14 protein-coding genes are annotated in these 15135 nt (G+C 65.2%); 5 read left to right on the top strand and 9 right to left on the bottom strand.

The genetic code is table 11. From position 1 onward, the window contains the following. Positions 1-64 precede the first annotated feature (64 nt). Together U1738_RS16370 and U1738_RS16365 are read left to right on the top strand one after the other, a co-directional pair. Complete coding sequence (locus U1738_RS16370; protein ID WP_332790117.1) at positions 65-604, top strand: DUF3237 domain-containing protein; 540 nt, start codon at positions 65-67, stop codon at positions 602-604. A gap of 11 nt (positions 605-615) precedes the next feature. Continuing rightward, on the top strand, positions 616-2484 hold the full coding sequence (locus U1738_RS16365; protein WP_332790116.1) for a bifunctional sugar phosphate isomerase/epimerase/4-hydroxyphenylpyruvate dioxygenase family protein: 1869 nt from the start codon (positions 616-618) through the stop codon (positions 2482-2484). Positions 2485-2515: 31 nt separating this feature from the next. On the opposite strand, the gene U1738_RS16360 is transcribed toward U1738_RS16365, so the two are convergent. Then, positions 2516-2842 (bottom strand): L-rhamnose mutarotase, encoded by a 327-nt coding sequence (locus tag U1738_RS16360; RefSeq protein ID WP_332790115.1) that lies wholly within the window; start codon positions 2840-2842, stop codon positions 2516-2518. A 6-nt stretch (positions 2843-2848) separates the two neighbouring features. After that, entirely contained in the window at positions 2849-3832 is a 984-nt protein-coding gene (locus U1738_RS16355; RefSeq protein WP_332790114.1) for a glycosylasparaginase, read from the bottom strand. A gap of 291 nt (positions 3833-4123) precedes the next feature. On the opposite strand from U1738_RS16355, the gene fucP reads away from it, so the two are divergent. Then, positions 4124-5407: an L-fucose:H+ symporter permease gene (gene fucP, locus U1738_RS16350; RefSeq protein WP_332790113.1), complete on the top strand. Its 1284-nt coding sequence runs from the start codon at positions 4124-4126 to the stop codon at positions 5405-5407. Between the two features lie 151 nt (positions 5408-5558). On the opposite strand, the gene U1738_RS16345 is transcribed toward fucP, so the two are convergent. From U1738_RS16345 to U1738_RS16315, 7 genes are all read right to left on the bottom strand, one after another. After that, positions 5559-6374, bottom strand: a complete 816-nt coding sequence (locus U1738_RS16345; RefSeq protein WP_332790112.1) for an IclR family transcriptional regulator — start codon at positions 6372-6374, stop codon at positions 5559-5561. Positions 6375-6438: 64 nt separating this feature from the next. Further along, positions 6439-6573 (bottom strand): trehalase family glycosidase, encoded by a 135-nt coding sequence (locus U1738_RS16340; RefSeq protein ID WP_332790111.1) that lies wholly within the window; start codon positions 6571-6573, stop codon positions 6439-6441. Between the two features lie 30 nt (positions 6574-6603). Then, entirely contained in the window at positions 6604-7221 is a 618-nt protein-coding gene (locus tag U1738_RS16335) for an isochorismatase family protein (RefSeq protein WP_332790110.1), read from the bottom strand. Further along, positions 7221-8414, bottom strand: a complete 1194-nt coding sequence (locus U1738_RS16330) for a CaiB/BaiF CoA transferase family protein (RefSeq protein ID WP_332790109.1) — start codon at positions 8412-8414, stop codon at positions 7221-7223. Before U1738_RS16330 ends, U1738_RS16335 begins: the two co-directional genes overlap by 1 nt. A gap of 2 nt (positions 8415-8416) precedes the next feature. After that, positions 8417-10282 (bottom strand): hydantoinase B/oxoprolinase family protein, encoded by a 1866-nt coding sequence (locus U1738_RS16325; RefSeq protein ID WP_332790108.1) that lies wholly within the window; start codon positions 10280-10282, stop codon positions 8417-8419. An 11-nt stretch (positions 10283-10293) separates the two neighbouring features. Continuing rightward, complete coding sequence (locus U1738_RS16320; protein WP_332790107.1) at positions 10294-12342, bottom strand: hydantoinase/oxoprolinase family protein; 2049 nt, start codon at positions 12340-12342, stop codon at positions 10294-10296. Next, positions 12339-13265: a hydroxymethylglutaryl-CoA lyase gene (locus tag U1738_RS16315; RefSeq protein ID WP_332790106.1), complete on the bottom strand. Its 927-nt coding sequence runs from the start codon at positions 13263-13265 to the stop codon at positions 12339-12341. The genes U1738_RS16320 and U1738_RS16315 overlap by 4 nt, the downstream gene beginning before the upstream one ends. 183 nt (positions 13266-13448) lie before the next feature. Between U1738_RS16315 and U1738_RS16310 the strand changes: the two genes are divergently transcribed. Together U1738_RS16310 and U1738_RS16305 are read left to right on the top strand one after the other, a co-directional pair. Then, positions 13449-14090 carry a GntR family transcriptional regulator gene (locus U1738_RS16310; RefSeq protein ID WP_332790105.1) on the top strand — a complete coding sequence of 214 codons (642 nt, stop codon included), beginning with the start codon at positions 13449-13451 and terminating at the stop codon, positions 14088-14090. 302 nt (positions 14091-14392) lie between these two features. Next, a complete protein-coding gene (locus tag U1738_RS16305; protein WP_332790104.1) occupies positions 14393-15133 on the top strand; it encodes an aspartate/glutamate racemase family protein in 741 nt (246 codons plus the stop codon). Positions 15134-15135 lie beyond the last annotated feature (2 nt).

Genomic DNA, 15135 nt, shown 5'->3' with positions numbered 1-15135 from the left:
GCACAATGTGTACGAAATGGTTCGTGATCGTCAAGCGACGGACCGGTGATAGGGGATGGCAAGCATGGACGGCCAGACGACGCGGCGCGCATTTTTCGGCACGATGGCCGTGGCGGCTCTGCCCTCGATCCTGCCGGCCGAGGCTTTGGCCGCGCCCCTGCCACCGGACGACGCGACGCCGAAAGTCGAATTCGCCTTCGCCGCGCGCGTCCTGCTGGAGCCTACGCGCGAGATCGGCCGCACCCCCTACGGCATCCGCCGCCGCATCCCGATCATCGGCGGCACGTTCGAGGGGCCACGCATTCGCGGGGTCGTGCTGCCGGGCGGTGCCGACTGGCAATTGCAGCGCGCCGACGATTATACGCTGATCGAGGCCGATTATATGATCCAGGCCGAAGACGGCACGCAAATCCACGTCCGCAACCGCGGCCTCACCAACACCCGCGTCGCCGGCGCCAAGGCCCGCTACCTGCACACCATCCCCGAATTCGAAGCGCCAGACGGCCCGCACAACTGGCTCAACCACTCCATCTTCGTAGGCTCCCTCCAAAGCGTCACCGGTGGGCCACCCTCGGTCATCGTCAACGTCTTCCGTCTCGCCTGAGGAACCTTCCGTTGCGCACCTCCATCGCCACCGTCTCGGTCAGCGGCACCCTCGAACAGAAACTCACCGCGATCGCCGCCGCCGGCTACGATGCGGTCGAGATCTTCGAAACCGACCTCCTGTCCTGCGCTGCGTCGCCCCGCGAGATCGCCCGCCAGTTGGACGATCTCGGCCTGACCTGCGCGCTCTACCAGCCGTTTCGCGATTTCGAAGGCATGCCGGGCACGCTGCGCCAACGCGCGTTCGACCGGGCCGAACGCAAGTTCGACGTGATGGCGGAACTCGGCACCGACCGCATCCTATTCTGCTCCAACTGCTCGCCCCAGTCGCTCGGCGAACAAGACCGCATCGTCGATGATTTCCGCGCTTTGGGCGAACGCGCCGCCGCGCGTGGCGTGCTTGTCGGCTATGAAGCGCTGGCCTGGGGACGGCACGTCTACGATCACCGCCAGGTCTGGGATATCGTCAAGGCGGTCGATCATCCTTCCATCGGCATCCTGCTCGACAGTTTCCACTCGCTCTCGCGCAACATCCCGAACGAAAGTTTGGCCGAGATCGATCCGGCCAAGATCGTCTTCGTTCAGCTCGCCGATGCGCCCTTGCTGTCGATGGACCTGCTGTTCTGGAGCCGCCATTTCCGCTGCATGCCGGGCCAGGGCGACCTGCCCGTCGCCGGCTTCGTCGCCGAACTGCTCAAACTGGGCTATAACGGCCCACTGTCGCTGGAGATTTTCAACGACCGCTTTCGCGCCGGATCGACCGCCCCGGTCGCGCAGGACGGACTGCGCTCGCTGGTCGCCGTCCACGATCAGGCCCAACGCCTGATCGGCACACGCTCTCCGCTACCGCCGCCAGCCCCGATCGGCGGCGTGGAGTTCATCGAATTCGCCGCCTCCGACGAAGAAGCCGCGCGACTGGAGCCGCTGTTCACCGGCCTCGGCTTCGCCAAGATCGGGCAGCATCGCTCCAAACAAGTCGATCGCTGGCGGCAGGGCGCGATCAACCTCGTCGTAAATCGCGAACAGCGCGGCTTCGCGCATTCCTACGAGGTCGTTCACGGTGCCTCGATCTGCGCGCTCGGCCTCACGGTGCCGAACCCGGATGCGACATTGCGCCGCGCCCGCGCGCTCGGCATACAGCGCTATGACGACGGCACGCCGCGCGAAAGCGCCGGAATGCCGGCGCTGCGCGGGGTCGGCGGCAGCCTGATCTATCTGCTACGCGAGGACGCGACAGACCGGATCTGGACCGACGAGTTCCGCGCCTTGCCGGGCGGCGACGGCGATGCCGGACTGGGCGGAATCGACCATGTCGCCGCCTCGGTCGACATCGATGAATTCCTGTCCTGGCAGCTTTATTGGACCGCCTTGTTCGATGTGGCCAAACAGGTCGAACTCGACATCCCCGATCCCGCCGGTCTCGTGCAGAGCCGCGCGATCGAGGGATCGGATGGCGCGTTTCGCGTGACGATGAATGCGTCCGGCGGGCGCGGCACCTTGTCGTCGCGCTTCATCGGCAACGTCTTCGGCGCCGGATTCCAGCACATCGCCTTCACCACCACCGACATCTTTGCCACCGCGCGCAAGCTGGCCTCAAATGGCGTCGCGATGCTGTCGATCCCCGGCAATTATTACGACGACCTGATCGCGCGGTTCGGACTCGACCCGGAACAGGTCGCGGAAATGGCGGCGCACAGCATCCTGTTCGACCGCGACGAAGCCGGTCACGAATATTGGCAGATCTACACCCGCGCCTTCGACAAGCGCTTCTTCTTCGAGATCATCGAACGGCGCGGTGCCTATGCCGGTTACGGGGCCGCCAACGCACCGATCCGGCTCGGCGCCCAGAGCCGGTATCGCGGGGAGCCCGATCCCAGATGACGCAGGCCGTCGACCAGCCGGGGCGAACGCTTCAGTCCTCCAGCGAGAATATCCGCTCCATCGGCGTCCATTTCGCGCCGCCCGGGACCACCGCCGACTGATAGGCATCCATCTCCGCCTCCCACGCCGAAACGACGGGCGCGAGTGCCGGATCGCCGGCGCGGGGAAAGTCCTCGTCGACCTCGGCGATCATCACCAGACGATCGGCGACCTGCCAGATTTCCATTTCGCGACATCCGCGATCGCGGATGTCGCGCAGCACCTCGGGCCAGACCGCGCCCGGCGCATGCCGCGCACGATAGCTCGCGATCAGCGCGGCGTCGTCGACGAGATCGAGGACGGTGACGATACGCGGCATCGGCGATCAGGCCTGCAGGCTGGGGGCTGGCAGCACCCGAGTCTGCCCGTCGCCATCGGTGACCGCATAGGTGAAACCCGGCATCAGCGCGAACGCGCCGACGCTGCCATCGCGACCGATCGCAAGGAAGCCGACCTGCGCGCCGCGCACGGCATCGCCGCGCAATCGCGCGATATGCTCGACTGCCTCGCGACAGGCGGCACCGGGCGATGCGCCCGCGCGCATCGATGCCACGACGCGGGCCGAGCCTGCGATACGGGTCACTTCCTCACCAACGCCGGTCGCCGTCGCGGCACCGACCCCCGCCTCCACGAACAGTCCGCTGCCGACCTGCGGCGAATCGCCCACCCGGCCATGCATCTTGAACGCCATGCCGGATGTCGTGCAGGCACCGGCCAGCGTGCCGCTGCCCAGGCGTCCGATGATGCCGATCGTATCGTGATCGAGCGCACCGCCGCGCGTCCGGTTTTCGATATTGGCGACCGGCTGGTACTTCGCGGTCTTCAACCAGTCGCGCCACGCTTTCTCCGCCTCCGGGGTCAGTAGGTCGCGCTTCGGGAAACCGTTGGCCAGGGCGAAACGGGTCGCACCTTCGCCGACCAGAAAGGTGTGCGGGGTCTTTTCCATCACCGCCCGCGCGACCGACACCGCGTGCACCACATCCTCCAGCGCGGCGACCGCACCGACATGGCCGGCATCGTCCATGATGACTGCATCGAGCGTCACCCGCCCGTCGCGATCGGGATAGCCGCCATAGCCGACCGAATGGTTGGTCGGATCGGCCTCCGGCACGCGCGCGCCGGCCTCGATCGCATCGAGCAGGGAACCGCCCGCCTGCAGCCGGGCGAACGCCGCGGCGTTGGCGGCAGCACCGAAATCCCAGGTCGATGCGATGACCGACCCGCCGCTCTTGCCTGCAGCCGCGGCGACCGGTGCCGCAGCCACGCTTGCCACCGCGCCGCCGATCAGCATCGCGCGCCGGGATGGCATCGTTTCACCCTGCCCTGTCGATCTTTTATCAGGCATGTCGTCGGGATCCTTTCGAAAGCGCAAGCGGCGCAGGACAGGAGCGTGTCGGAGGCCTATTGATTGCGCGACGGCGGGCCGAGCGCAAGCTTGGTCACCATCACCTCATTGCACCCCATGAACCGCTGCCAGCCGCCTTCGTCCCACATCCCGCTTGATCTGAAAACACTTTTGACCAATAAAAATACATCTATTCCGAGCCAACCTTTCGACCGATCGAAGCGACGGCAAAGACCAAAAAACGAGGAGCGGGAAATGGCGGGACGAACGGTCGAAAGACGATATCTGCCCGCGATCCTGCTGACGGTATGCCTGTTCTTCCTGTGGGGAATGGCGAACAATCTCAATGACATATTGATCGCCCAGTTCAAGAAGGCGTTCACGCTGTCGGATTTCGAAACCAGTTTCGTCCAGCAGGCCTTCTACATCGGATACTTCCTGCTTGCCGTGCCCGCCGCGATGTTGACCCGCGCTCGGGGGTACAAGGCCGCGATCGTCACCGGGCTGGTGCTGTACGCCGCGGGCGCGCTTTTATTCTATCCGGCTGCGCATTTCGGGGAATATCGCTACTTCCTCGCGGCCTTGTTCGTGATCGCGTGCGGGCTCGCCTTTCTGGAAACCGCGGCCAATCCGCTGATGACCGAATTGGGCGACCCCGCGGCTGCGGCGAAGCGGCTGAACTGGGCGCAGGCCGCCAATCCGGTCGGCACCATTGCCGGCGTGTTGATCGGAAAATATTTCATCCTGTCGCAGATCGTCCATGACGATGCCGCGATCGCGGCAATGCCCCCGGCGGCCCGCGAAGCGCTGTATCGCGGCGAAGTCGTTGCGGTGCAGACGCCGTACCTCATCATCGGTTTGGTCGTGCTGGGCTTCGCACTCGCCGCCGCTTTGATCCCCTTTCCCGATCACAAGGACTCCGACGACGAGACGAATACGGGCGATACGCGCTTCGCCCAGGTCTTCCGCCACCCCCGTTTGCTCTTCGCGACCATCGCACAATTCTTCTATGTCGGCGCGCAGGTCGGGGTGTGGAGCTATACGATCCGCTATGCCCAGGCCGCCATGCCTGGCCTCGCCGAACATGCCGCCGCCGATTATCTCTTCGTCAGCCTCGTCCTGTTCGGAATCGGCCGGTTCGCGGGCGCCGCATTGATGGGCCGGGTCGCTCCGGCGCGATTGCTCGCCTTATTCGCGACGATCAGCGCGGGCCTCGCCGCCGTCGCCGCGCTCGTCGGCGGACCGATCGGGCTTTATGCGCTCGTCGCGGGCAGCTTCTTCATGTCGATCCAGTTCCCGACGATCTTCGCGCTCGGGATGGAGGGGCTCGGGCCGCTGCGTCGCGCCGGCGCTTCGCTGATCGTGATGGCGATCATCGGCGGCGCGGTGCTGACCGGGCTGATGGGCTGGGTGTCCGATCGCGGCGCGATCGATACCGCGATGCTGGTGCCGGCAGCGTGCTTCCTCATGGTCGTCGCGTTCGCGCTCCGATCCCGCGATGTGGTTCCCAGGACGGCGACTGGCGCGGTCGGACATTAGGGTCTGATGGCCTAAGGTCGAACCATCGCCCTTCCGTTCGTCCTGAGCTTGTCGAAGGACGTGTTCCACGCGCAGCCGGAAATTGTCGAACACCTGCTGCGACAGTCTCGGCACGAACGGTCTATTGAAATCGTCGCGTTCTAGTCGCCGATCAGGGCTGGCCGGCTCCGCCGCGATCGGACCATCCCAGACCGTCGGAGATCCGCCCCGCCGTCTTCCTCAACGCCTCGATCGCCTCGGTCTCGGACAGATGCGGCATCCGACCCAGCGCTTCGAGGAACGGGATGGTCAGGGCGGCGACGATCTGGCCGTCATAGCCGAAGATGGGCCAGCTGATATCCGTCACCCCGGCCATCCGCGTACTGGCCACGCGGTGGAAGCCGTCCGTTCGCACCTTCGCCAGCACCGTATCGATCGCGGGCCGCGCCTTGGACGGCGCCAGCTGATCGAGCAGCGCCGAACGATTGCGTTCCGCCATGAACGCCAGCAGCACATGCCCGGAGCAGGATTCGAGCAATCCGATCCCGGTGCCGACCCGCACCGCGAAGCCCGCCGGACCCGGACTTTCCTGCCGCAGCAGGATCAGGCCGCGATCGCCGGTGACCACAACGAGATGACACGATTGCATCGCGACCTCGCTCAGCCGGTGCATCAGCGGCGCAGCGATGTGCGTCAGTTCCTGCGCCGGCGTGGCACGATGCGCGGTCTCCAGCAGCTTGTAGGTGGCGCGATATCGGTCGTTCGCCGGATCCTTGCGCAGCCAGCCGCGCCGGTCGAGCACCACCATGATCCGGAACAATTCGCTGATCGATCGCGACAGCCGCGTCGCGACCTCGGTAATCGTCAATCCGCCCGGCTCGGTGCTGAGCAGTTCGATGATATCGATCGCCTTTTCCAGCGCGGGTGCGGAATAGACGCGGGCAGTCCGCTTTTCCTCGGTCGGCGGTGGTGCTGGTGATTTGGGCATCGTGATATCGGTACCGCCGCACGTCGCATTTGTCATCATGCCCCTGTGGCAGGAGCATTTGGGCTCAAAGCATCTTCAGGATCACGTCATTGGTCCAGCCGAAACCGGTCGCTACCAGATATTCGCCGCCGCCGCCGGCTACGCCGGCCTCGACATCACCAGACGGGCCACAAGAGGCGTCGAAATCATGGCCGCTCATGGACTCTGCCAAACAGCCGCCTACGCCGTCTTATCGCGCCGCGATCATCTCTGTCATCTGGGCTTCGCTCACCACCTCGGCATATTTCGCCTGCAGGTCGAACAGGTTCGCCTCGTGCGGTGCGGGATCGCGATCGCCACAAGCTTCGCGAACGACAAACGGGACGAAACCGTGCTGGAGCGCGTCGAGCGTGCTGGCACGGACGCAGCCCGAGGTGGAGAAGCCGGTCAGGATCACCGTGTCGATCCGCGCCGCGTTCAGCGTCGCGGCGAGCGACGTGCCGAAGAACGCCGAGGCATATTGCTTGGACACGATCGTCTCGCCCGCCAGCGGCTGGAGCGACGGCGGGAAATCGCCCGCCGGGCTGCCACGGTCGAACGCCTTCAATGCCGGTATCTTGCGATAGAACAGGCCGCCATCGGCACCGCCCGGCTGATACACCACATTGGTGAAGATCACCGGTACGCCCGTCGCCCGTGCCGCCGCGACCAGCCGCTCGTTCGCCGCCAATGCGGTTTCGAACGCCGCATCGTAGAGCGGCGATCCCGGCGTCAGATAGGCCATCACCACGTCGATCACGATCAGCGCGGGCCGTTCTCCGAACGGCAGCCGCCCGTCGAACACCCCGGCATAATTGCTGGCGGCCATCAGATCGCGCCCTCCGCCTTCAGCCCGGCAAGGTCGTCCGCCGACAGGCCGAGCGCGCCGTACACCTCCTCGTTATGCTCGCCGACGCTCTGTGGCGCGATGCTGCGGATCGATCCCGGCGTGCCCGACATCTTGGGGAAGCTGTTCTGCATCTTCAGTTCGCCCCAGCGCGGATGATCGAGCGTCACGATCGCGTCGCGCGCGGCGAAATGCGGGTCCTCCAGCATTTCCGGCGCGCGGTAGATCGTGCCGGAGGGTACGCTGTGTTCGATCATCAGCCGTTCGACCTCAGCGGTCGGCAGCGTCTTGGTCCACGCCTCGACGATGCCGTCCAGTTCCTCCTGATGCGCGCCGCGCGCGACGTGATCGACGTAACGCGGGTCGGTCGCCAGTTCGGGCCGCCCCATCGCGGTGCACAGCCGCGCGAACACCGCATCCTGGTTCGCGCCGATCAGGAATTCCCCGTCCAACGTCTTGTAAACATTGGACGGCGCGATCCCCGGCAGCGCCGACCCCGACCGCTCGCGGATATAACCCGAGGCGACATACTCCGGAATCAAACTTTCCGTCACCTGCAACACCGCCTCATACAACGCACTATCCACCACCTGCCCCTTGCCGGTGCGCTCGCGCGCATGGAGCGCGGCGAGCGCCCCCATGCAGCCATAGGTCGCCGCCAGCGTATCGCCGATCGACAGGCCCATCCGGCTCGGTGCGCGATCGGCATCGCCGACGATGTAGCGCCATCCGCCCATCGCCTCGCCGATTCCACCGAACCCGGCGCGCGACGCGTAAGGCCCGGTCTGTCCGTACCCGGAGACACGCACGATGATGAGGCGCGGGTTGATGTCGTGCAGCGCATCGGGGCCCAGATTCCATTTCTCCAGCGTGCCGGGCTTGAAATTCTCGATCAGGATATCGGCCTCGGCGACCAGCTTGCGGACCAGGTCTTGGCCCGCGGGGATGCGCAGATTGGCGGACACCGAGCGCTTGTTGCGCGCGACCACTTCCCACCACAATTTATGCTCGCCCCGGCCCCAGGCGCGCATCGGATCGCCCGCGCCCGGCGCCTCGACCTTGATGACGTCGGCGCCCATGTCGCCGAGCAATTGTCCGCAGAACGGCCCGGCGATCAGCTGCCCCAGCTCGATCACCCTGATGCCCTGCAACGCCCCTGTATTCTCGGTCATCATCTTCACTCCGCCGCCAGCGCGGCATGCGCCCAGACGGGTTGACGGGGCGCGGGCAGCCCGGTTTCCTCCAGGCACGACGCGCGGAGTGCCTCGATCTCGCCGCCACGGTCGAACAATGGTAGCGGCCCGGTGCGGCGTGCCCGCATTTCGGTGCGCAACGCATCGGTCGCGGCATCGTCTCCGACGACCACGCCATAACGCTTCGCCCCCTCGACCGTGACGAGGCCCTGTTCGACTTCCTTCGCCACCAGCGCCGGATCGCGCTCCAGCGGATCGCCCCAGCCGCCGCCGCCCCAGGTGATGAAGTGCAGCTGGTCGCCGCCCTCCACGATCAGCTGCTCGAGCTTGTTCGCGACGATCGTCTGCGTCCCGTCGGCTTTCTCGAGTATCTTGCGCGCGCGCTCCCCCGGTTCGCCGCCGTTCACGCCCCACGGCTTGATGAACCAGCGATCGTCATGGATCGCGACGATTCCGGGTTCGAGGAAGCGATAGGTCATGTGGATGCCGTTCCCGCCGCGGTGCAGGCCCGCCCCGCCCGAATCCGGCGCGGTCTCGTAGCGTTCGATGACCAACGGGAAATAGCGTTCGAGAAACTCGTTCGGCACGTTGGTGAAGCCCGGCCACAACGAATGCCCATCCGGCCCGTCGCCCATCGGCCGGCCCGGAATGCCGCCGAAGCCGATCTGGAATAGCTGGAAATACTGACCGTTCCGATCGGTGCCCGAATAGAACAAATGGGGACTGGACGAGAAGCCCGCCGCACAGAGGAATTCCGGGGTCCGCTGCCCGAGCAGGCCGCCGAGGATATCGAAGATGCGGCCCAGCGCGTGCGTGCGGCCCGAGAGTGCCGCCGGGAATTCGGGCTTGAGCAACGAACCCTTGGGAATGCGCACGTCGATCAGATCGTAGAACCCGTCGTTGAACAGGATCTGCGGATCGAAGACCATGATCATGTAGATGCCGAAGAACATCTTGAACATGTTTTCGTTGAGGAAGAAGTTGATCGACGCCGGACTCTGCGGATCGGTGCCGTTGAAATCGAGGATCACGCGACCGTCCTCGCGCCACATCGTGCATTTGATCTTGTAGGGGCCGAAGCCCATGCCGTCGTCGCAGAGATAATCCTCGAAATCGACCTTCTCTTCGCCGATCGAGGTTTCGATCAATTGCTTCATCGCGCGGTAATTGCGCGCCAGCAATTCCTCGGTCGCCGAGATATAGACGTCGTCGCCGAAGCGTTCGCACATCTCGATCACACGGCGCGAGGCGACCCGGCACGACGCGATCAGCGCGTTCAAATCCGCCGCGCACCAGTCGGGCTTGCGCGTCTGGTGCATCACCAGCTTAATCAGGTCCTCGTTATACTCGCCCTTGCGCCAGATCTTGACCGGCGGGATGCGCACGCCTTCCTCGAAGATCGAATGCGCGTCGATCGGCATCGATCCGGCGACCTTGCCGCCGATGTCGCTCTGATGGCCGAACATCGCGGTATAGGCGACGATGCGTCCGTCCTTGAACACCGGCAGCAGGACCAGCCAGTCGTTCGAATGACTGATCGCGCCGCCGACCGAATAGGGATCGGACAGGAAGATCATGTCGCCATCTTCCAGCGTGCCGTCATAGCCATCCAGGAAGCCGCCGATGAACGAGCCGAACTGGCCGACGATCATCCGGCCCTTGTGGTCGGCGATCAGCGGAAAGGCATCGCCCTGTTCGCGGATGCCAGGCGACATGGCGGTGCGGACCAAAGTCGCGTCCATCTCGACGCGGGCGTTGCGTAGCGCATTCTCGATCACTTCCAGCGTGACGGGATCGATGGCGACGCGGGCGAAGGGGGTGGCGTTGGTTTCGATGATCGTTGCGGGCATTGTAGGTCCCTTCAGGCGAGCGTGATGAGGATGTTGCCGACGGCATCGACGGTGCCGACGCAGCCGAGTTCGATCAGCGTAGTCGAATCCATCTCGATCACGATCGCCGGGCCAGGGATGACGTCGCCCTGTTCGAGCAAGGCGCGGTCGTAGATCACCGCGGCGTGGGCGCCGCCGTCCATCCACAATTCGTGATCGCGCAGTTTCGCCTGGGCCGGATCACCGTCCCCTTGCGGTAAGGTGGCCGCCGGCAGATCGAGCGCGACGCCCAGTGCCACGGCGCGCAGGTTCACCAGTTCGTGCGGGCTGGTCATGTTGAAGGTGAACAGCCGCTTATGCTCGGTATCGAACCGGTCCATGATCCCGGCCAGACCATCGCGGCGCAACGTCTCGGCATCGATCGCCAGCGGCACTTCGAACGCTTGGCCTTCGTACCGCACGTCTATCTCGAACAGGCTGGTGATGTCGGCATCGGCGATCCCGTCGGCCTTCAACTCGTCGCGGGTTTGCGCCGCCATCTCGTCGAGGATCGCCATCACCTCGGCTTCATCGGTATCGCCGAAGCGGCGCGAGAAGCTGCGTGCGGTTTCGGTGCGCATCCGCGTCGTCGCATCGCCCAGCGCGCACAGCACGCCGGGGGAGACCGGCGATACGGCGGGCCAGCTGCCCATCAGCCGCGCGACGGCGTTGACGTGCAGCGGCCCCGCGCCGCCGAACCCCATCAGCGCGAAGTCACGCGGGTCGTAGCCTTGCTGGACCGAGATCATGCGCAATGCGCCGAACATGTTCTCGTTGACGATGTCGATGATGCCGCGCGCCGCCTCCATCAGGCCGATGCCCAGCGCATCGGCAATCGTCTGCACAGCCACCTTGGCGCCCTCGCGGTCGAGCTTGAACGTGCCGCCGAGCAGAGATTCCGGCAGATACCCAAGCACCACGTTCGCGTCTGTCACGGTCGGCTGTACGCCCCCCTTGCCATAGGCGACCGGCCCGGGCACCGCGCCTGCCGATTGCGGGCCGACGCGCAATGCCTTGGTCAGTTCCGGCACATAGGCGATCGAACCGCCGCCAGCACCAACCGTCTTCACATCGAGCGACGAGGCACGGACCGACAGGTGGCCCACTTCGGTCGTCCGAGCGCGGCGGGGTTCGAGATTCTCGATCAGCGCGACGTCGGTGGAGGTGCCACCGACGTCGAGCGTCAGGATGTTCTTCAGGCCGCTATTCTTGCCGACCCACAAGGCGCCGGTCACGCCCCCCGCCGGTCCGGACATCAGCAGCGACACTGGATGCCCCTCGGCCTTTTCGGAGGACATCAGCCCGCCATCGGAGCGCAGCAAGGCGAGCTTCCCCGCCATCCCCGCGCCGCGCAATTTGGTGCGCAGGTTGCGCACGTAATTGCCGACGATCGGCCGTACCGCCGCGTTGGCGACGGTGGTCAGCGTGCGTTCGTATTCCTGCATCTCGGGCAGCACTTCGTGACTAAGCGAGATCGGCAGGTCAGGGCAGATTTCCGCCGCGAGTTCGCCGACCCGCGCCTCGTGCGCGCCGTTGAGATAGGCGTTGACCAGGCTGACAGTGATCGCCTCGACGCCCTGGTCGCGCAGCTTGGTCAGCGCGGCGCGGATGCCGTCGTCGTCGATGGGGCGCAGTTCATGGCCGTGCGCATCCATCCGCCCGGCGACTTCCAGCGTGTCGATCAACGCGGCGAGCGGTTCCGGCTTGGGCCAGATGATCCACCCCGCCAGACCGCCCGGCACATAGCTGCGCGCGATCTGCATGATCTGGCGGTACCCCTCGGTCACGATCAGCCCGACCCGCGCGCCCTTGCCCTCCAGCACGGCATTGGTCGCCACCGTCGTGCCGTGCAGGAACACCTCAACCTCGGCCGGCGTAACCCCCGCCTTGGCGCACACCGCCTCGACACCGTCGAGGATCCCGACCGAACTGTCGGCCGGCGTGGACGGCGTCTTGTGCCGCCAGAATTGCCCCGTCCCCTCTTCCAGCAACAACAAATCGGTAAAGGTGCCGCCGACATCGACGCCGAGACGATAGCTCATGCTTTTCCTGCCTTTTCGAGAAGATGTGTAGGTACGGGCGGGAAGCGCCCGGCCTTGGAAACCATGCCGGGCAACGGACGCCCCATGATCTGCGTGAACCAACCGGCCGCGTCGATCAGCGCATCGAGGTCGAGACCCGTGGTCACGCCCGATCGTTCGAGCAGATAGACGACGTCCTCGGTCGGCACGTTGCCCGCAGCGCCCGGCGCGAAGGGGCAGCCGCCCAAGCCGCCAAGGGCTGCATCGATCGTCGCCGCCCCCGCCTCGACCGCCGCCCAGACGTTGGCGAGCCCGGTGTTGCGCGTATTGTGCAGATGGACCCGCACCGGCAACGGCGCGATCTCGGCGCGGACGCGGGCGACCAGCGCAGCGACATCGGCCGGCACCGCGACACCGATCGTATCGGCCAGCGCGACTTCGATCGCGCCGCTCGCCGCCGCCCGGCGCGCCATGTCCACGACGCGATCCTGCGACACCTCGCCCTCAAACGGGCAGCCGAACGCCGCGCCGATCGTGATCTGCGCACGTCGCCCGGCGGCCAGGGCGACGTCCACGATCTCGCACGCGATATCGAGCGATTCCGCGCTGGTCTGGCCTTGGTTGCGCATCGCGAAGGTATCGGTCGCGACGCACACCGCGCCCAGTTCGTGTACTTTGGTGGCAAGCGCACGGACCGCGCCACGACGATTCAGCACCAAACCAATGTATACAGCATCGCCATCCGGTAACGCGGCAAGGACGTCTTCCGCATCCGCCATCTGCGGCACACGGGCGGGATTGACGAAGCTTGCCACCTCGATGCGTCGGGCGCCTGCTTTCACCAGATTGGCGATCAACGCGACCTTGTTCGAGGTGGTGACGATCTCCGATTCGTTCTGGAGACCGTCGCGAGGCCCGACCTCGACCATCTCGATGCTGCGCATAGCTCGTGCTTCCCCGCCCGGCCGGCAAAAGCCAACCTCAGAACTCGGATTACAATATTGTATACATTTTTCAAGCGATGTTCTATATCGCGATGGAAATATCCCGATGCGCCTGCGCCGCCGGCCCTTGCCTGCAGGTCGGCGGCGGCTCATCAGGGCCAACCGACGATCGGAAGCACATCTATGTCGAGAGCCAGCGACCGCGCCTACGATGAAATCAAGGCGCAGATCCTCAACGGAACCCTCGCGCCCGGCGCGCAATTGAAGGAAGAGGAACTGGCCGAGGTGTGCGGCGTATCCCGCACCCCCGTGCGCGATGCGATGCACCGGCTCGAGGCCGAAATGTTCATCCAGCGCAGCGACAGCCAGCGGTCGTTCGTCAGCAACTGGTCGATCGACGACATCGAGGAACTCTTCACGCTGCGCACCATGCTTGAGGGGCATGCGGCCGCGCAGGCCGCCGAACGCGTCACGGCGGAGATGCTTGAGAAACTGCATCGCAACGTCGCCGCGATCGATGCGGCGATCGATCGCCCCCTGCCCGATGTAGACGCCTTTCTTGCGATGAATGCGGAATTTCACGCGCTGATCATCCAGGCCGCGGCTTCGGATCGACTGGCGCACATGATCAACCGGCTGGTGCTGCAGCCGATCGTGCATCGCACCGCCCTTAGGTATGACGCGGACCAGTTGCGCCGCAGTCTGGCCGAACATGTCGAGATCGTCGCCGCGCTGGAAGCGCACGATTCCGACTGGGCACGCGCGGTCATGACCTCGCACATCCGGCGCGCCTTTCACGTCTATCGCAGCGAGAACCCTGCCTGACAGCGCTACCCCGCCGGGTAATCCGGCGGCGGACCGCAGGTTCAACGACGCACTGAAACGACACGTCGGGGCGGCCCTCGCCCCGCGAAGCGTCGTGCGCAGCAGATCGCGTCCCTCAACCAACCAATTTACGCCTTTATGTATACACCTTACCGCACCCACAGCAGGGTCGATATGGGATTTACGTTTTATCTGGCGCACTTAGCCAACGAAACCGTCCTTCCCATATGATCATATCGTATAGACAATGACCTTGACGTCAATATCTGTATACAATATCCGTTGTGCCAGCGGAGGTGACAATGGCGGCTCGAATCAAGGTTATCGTACCGATCCCGATGGATGAGGCCGGCGTTGCCAACCGGCGGTCGCAGCTATCCGACGCCCTGATCGCACCGGGCTTCGTGCCTGAATTTGCGGCGGTGCCCTGGGGCGCGGCGCTGGGCGACAGCTATCACGATATGTTGCTGATGGATTGGACGGTGTTCCAGACCGGCATCTCGGCCGAGGACGAAGGCTATGCCGCCGTGGTCGTCGATACGGTCAGCGACAGCGGCGTGCGGGCGCTGCGTTCGCGCCTGTCGATCCCGGTGATCGGTCCGGGCGAGGCCGCGTTCCACATGGCGATGACGCTCGGCAAGAAATTCACAATCCTGACGATGTGGCCGGAATGGTTCCCACTCTATGAGAAGACGATCGGCGAATATGGCCTGTCCGACCGGCTCGCGTCGCTGCGGTCGATCAACACGCGTCCCGACGTTACCGAATTGCTGGCGGGTAAGGAGGAAGTCATCTTCGACAAGCTGGCCGCCGAGGCGCGCCGCGCGATCGAAGACGATGGCGCCGACGTGATCGTGCTGGGATCCACCACGATGCATCAATCGGCGGAATATCTGGCCAGGGTGCTGCCCGTGCCGGTGATCAATCCTGGCGTGGTGGCGTGGAAGCTGGCCGAGACGTTGGTGACGCTGGGCCTTTCGCACAGCAAGCGCGCTTTCCCTTCGCCCGAGGTGGGCAAAGACGCTGATATCCGGAAAGGATAGGC

The organism is Parasphingomonas caseinilytica (genome assembly GCF_036663755.1).
Taxonomy (GTDB): Bacteria; Pseudomonadota; Alphaproteobacteria; order Sphingomonadales; family Sphingomonadaceae; genus Sphingomonas.
Note: the sequence above shows the minus strand (reverse complement) of the source record. Positions and strands in the feature narration are given on the sequence as shown.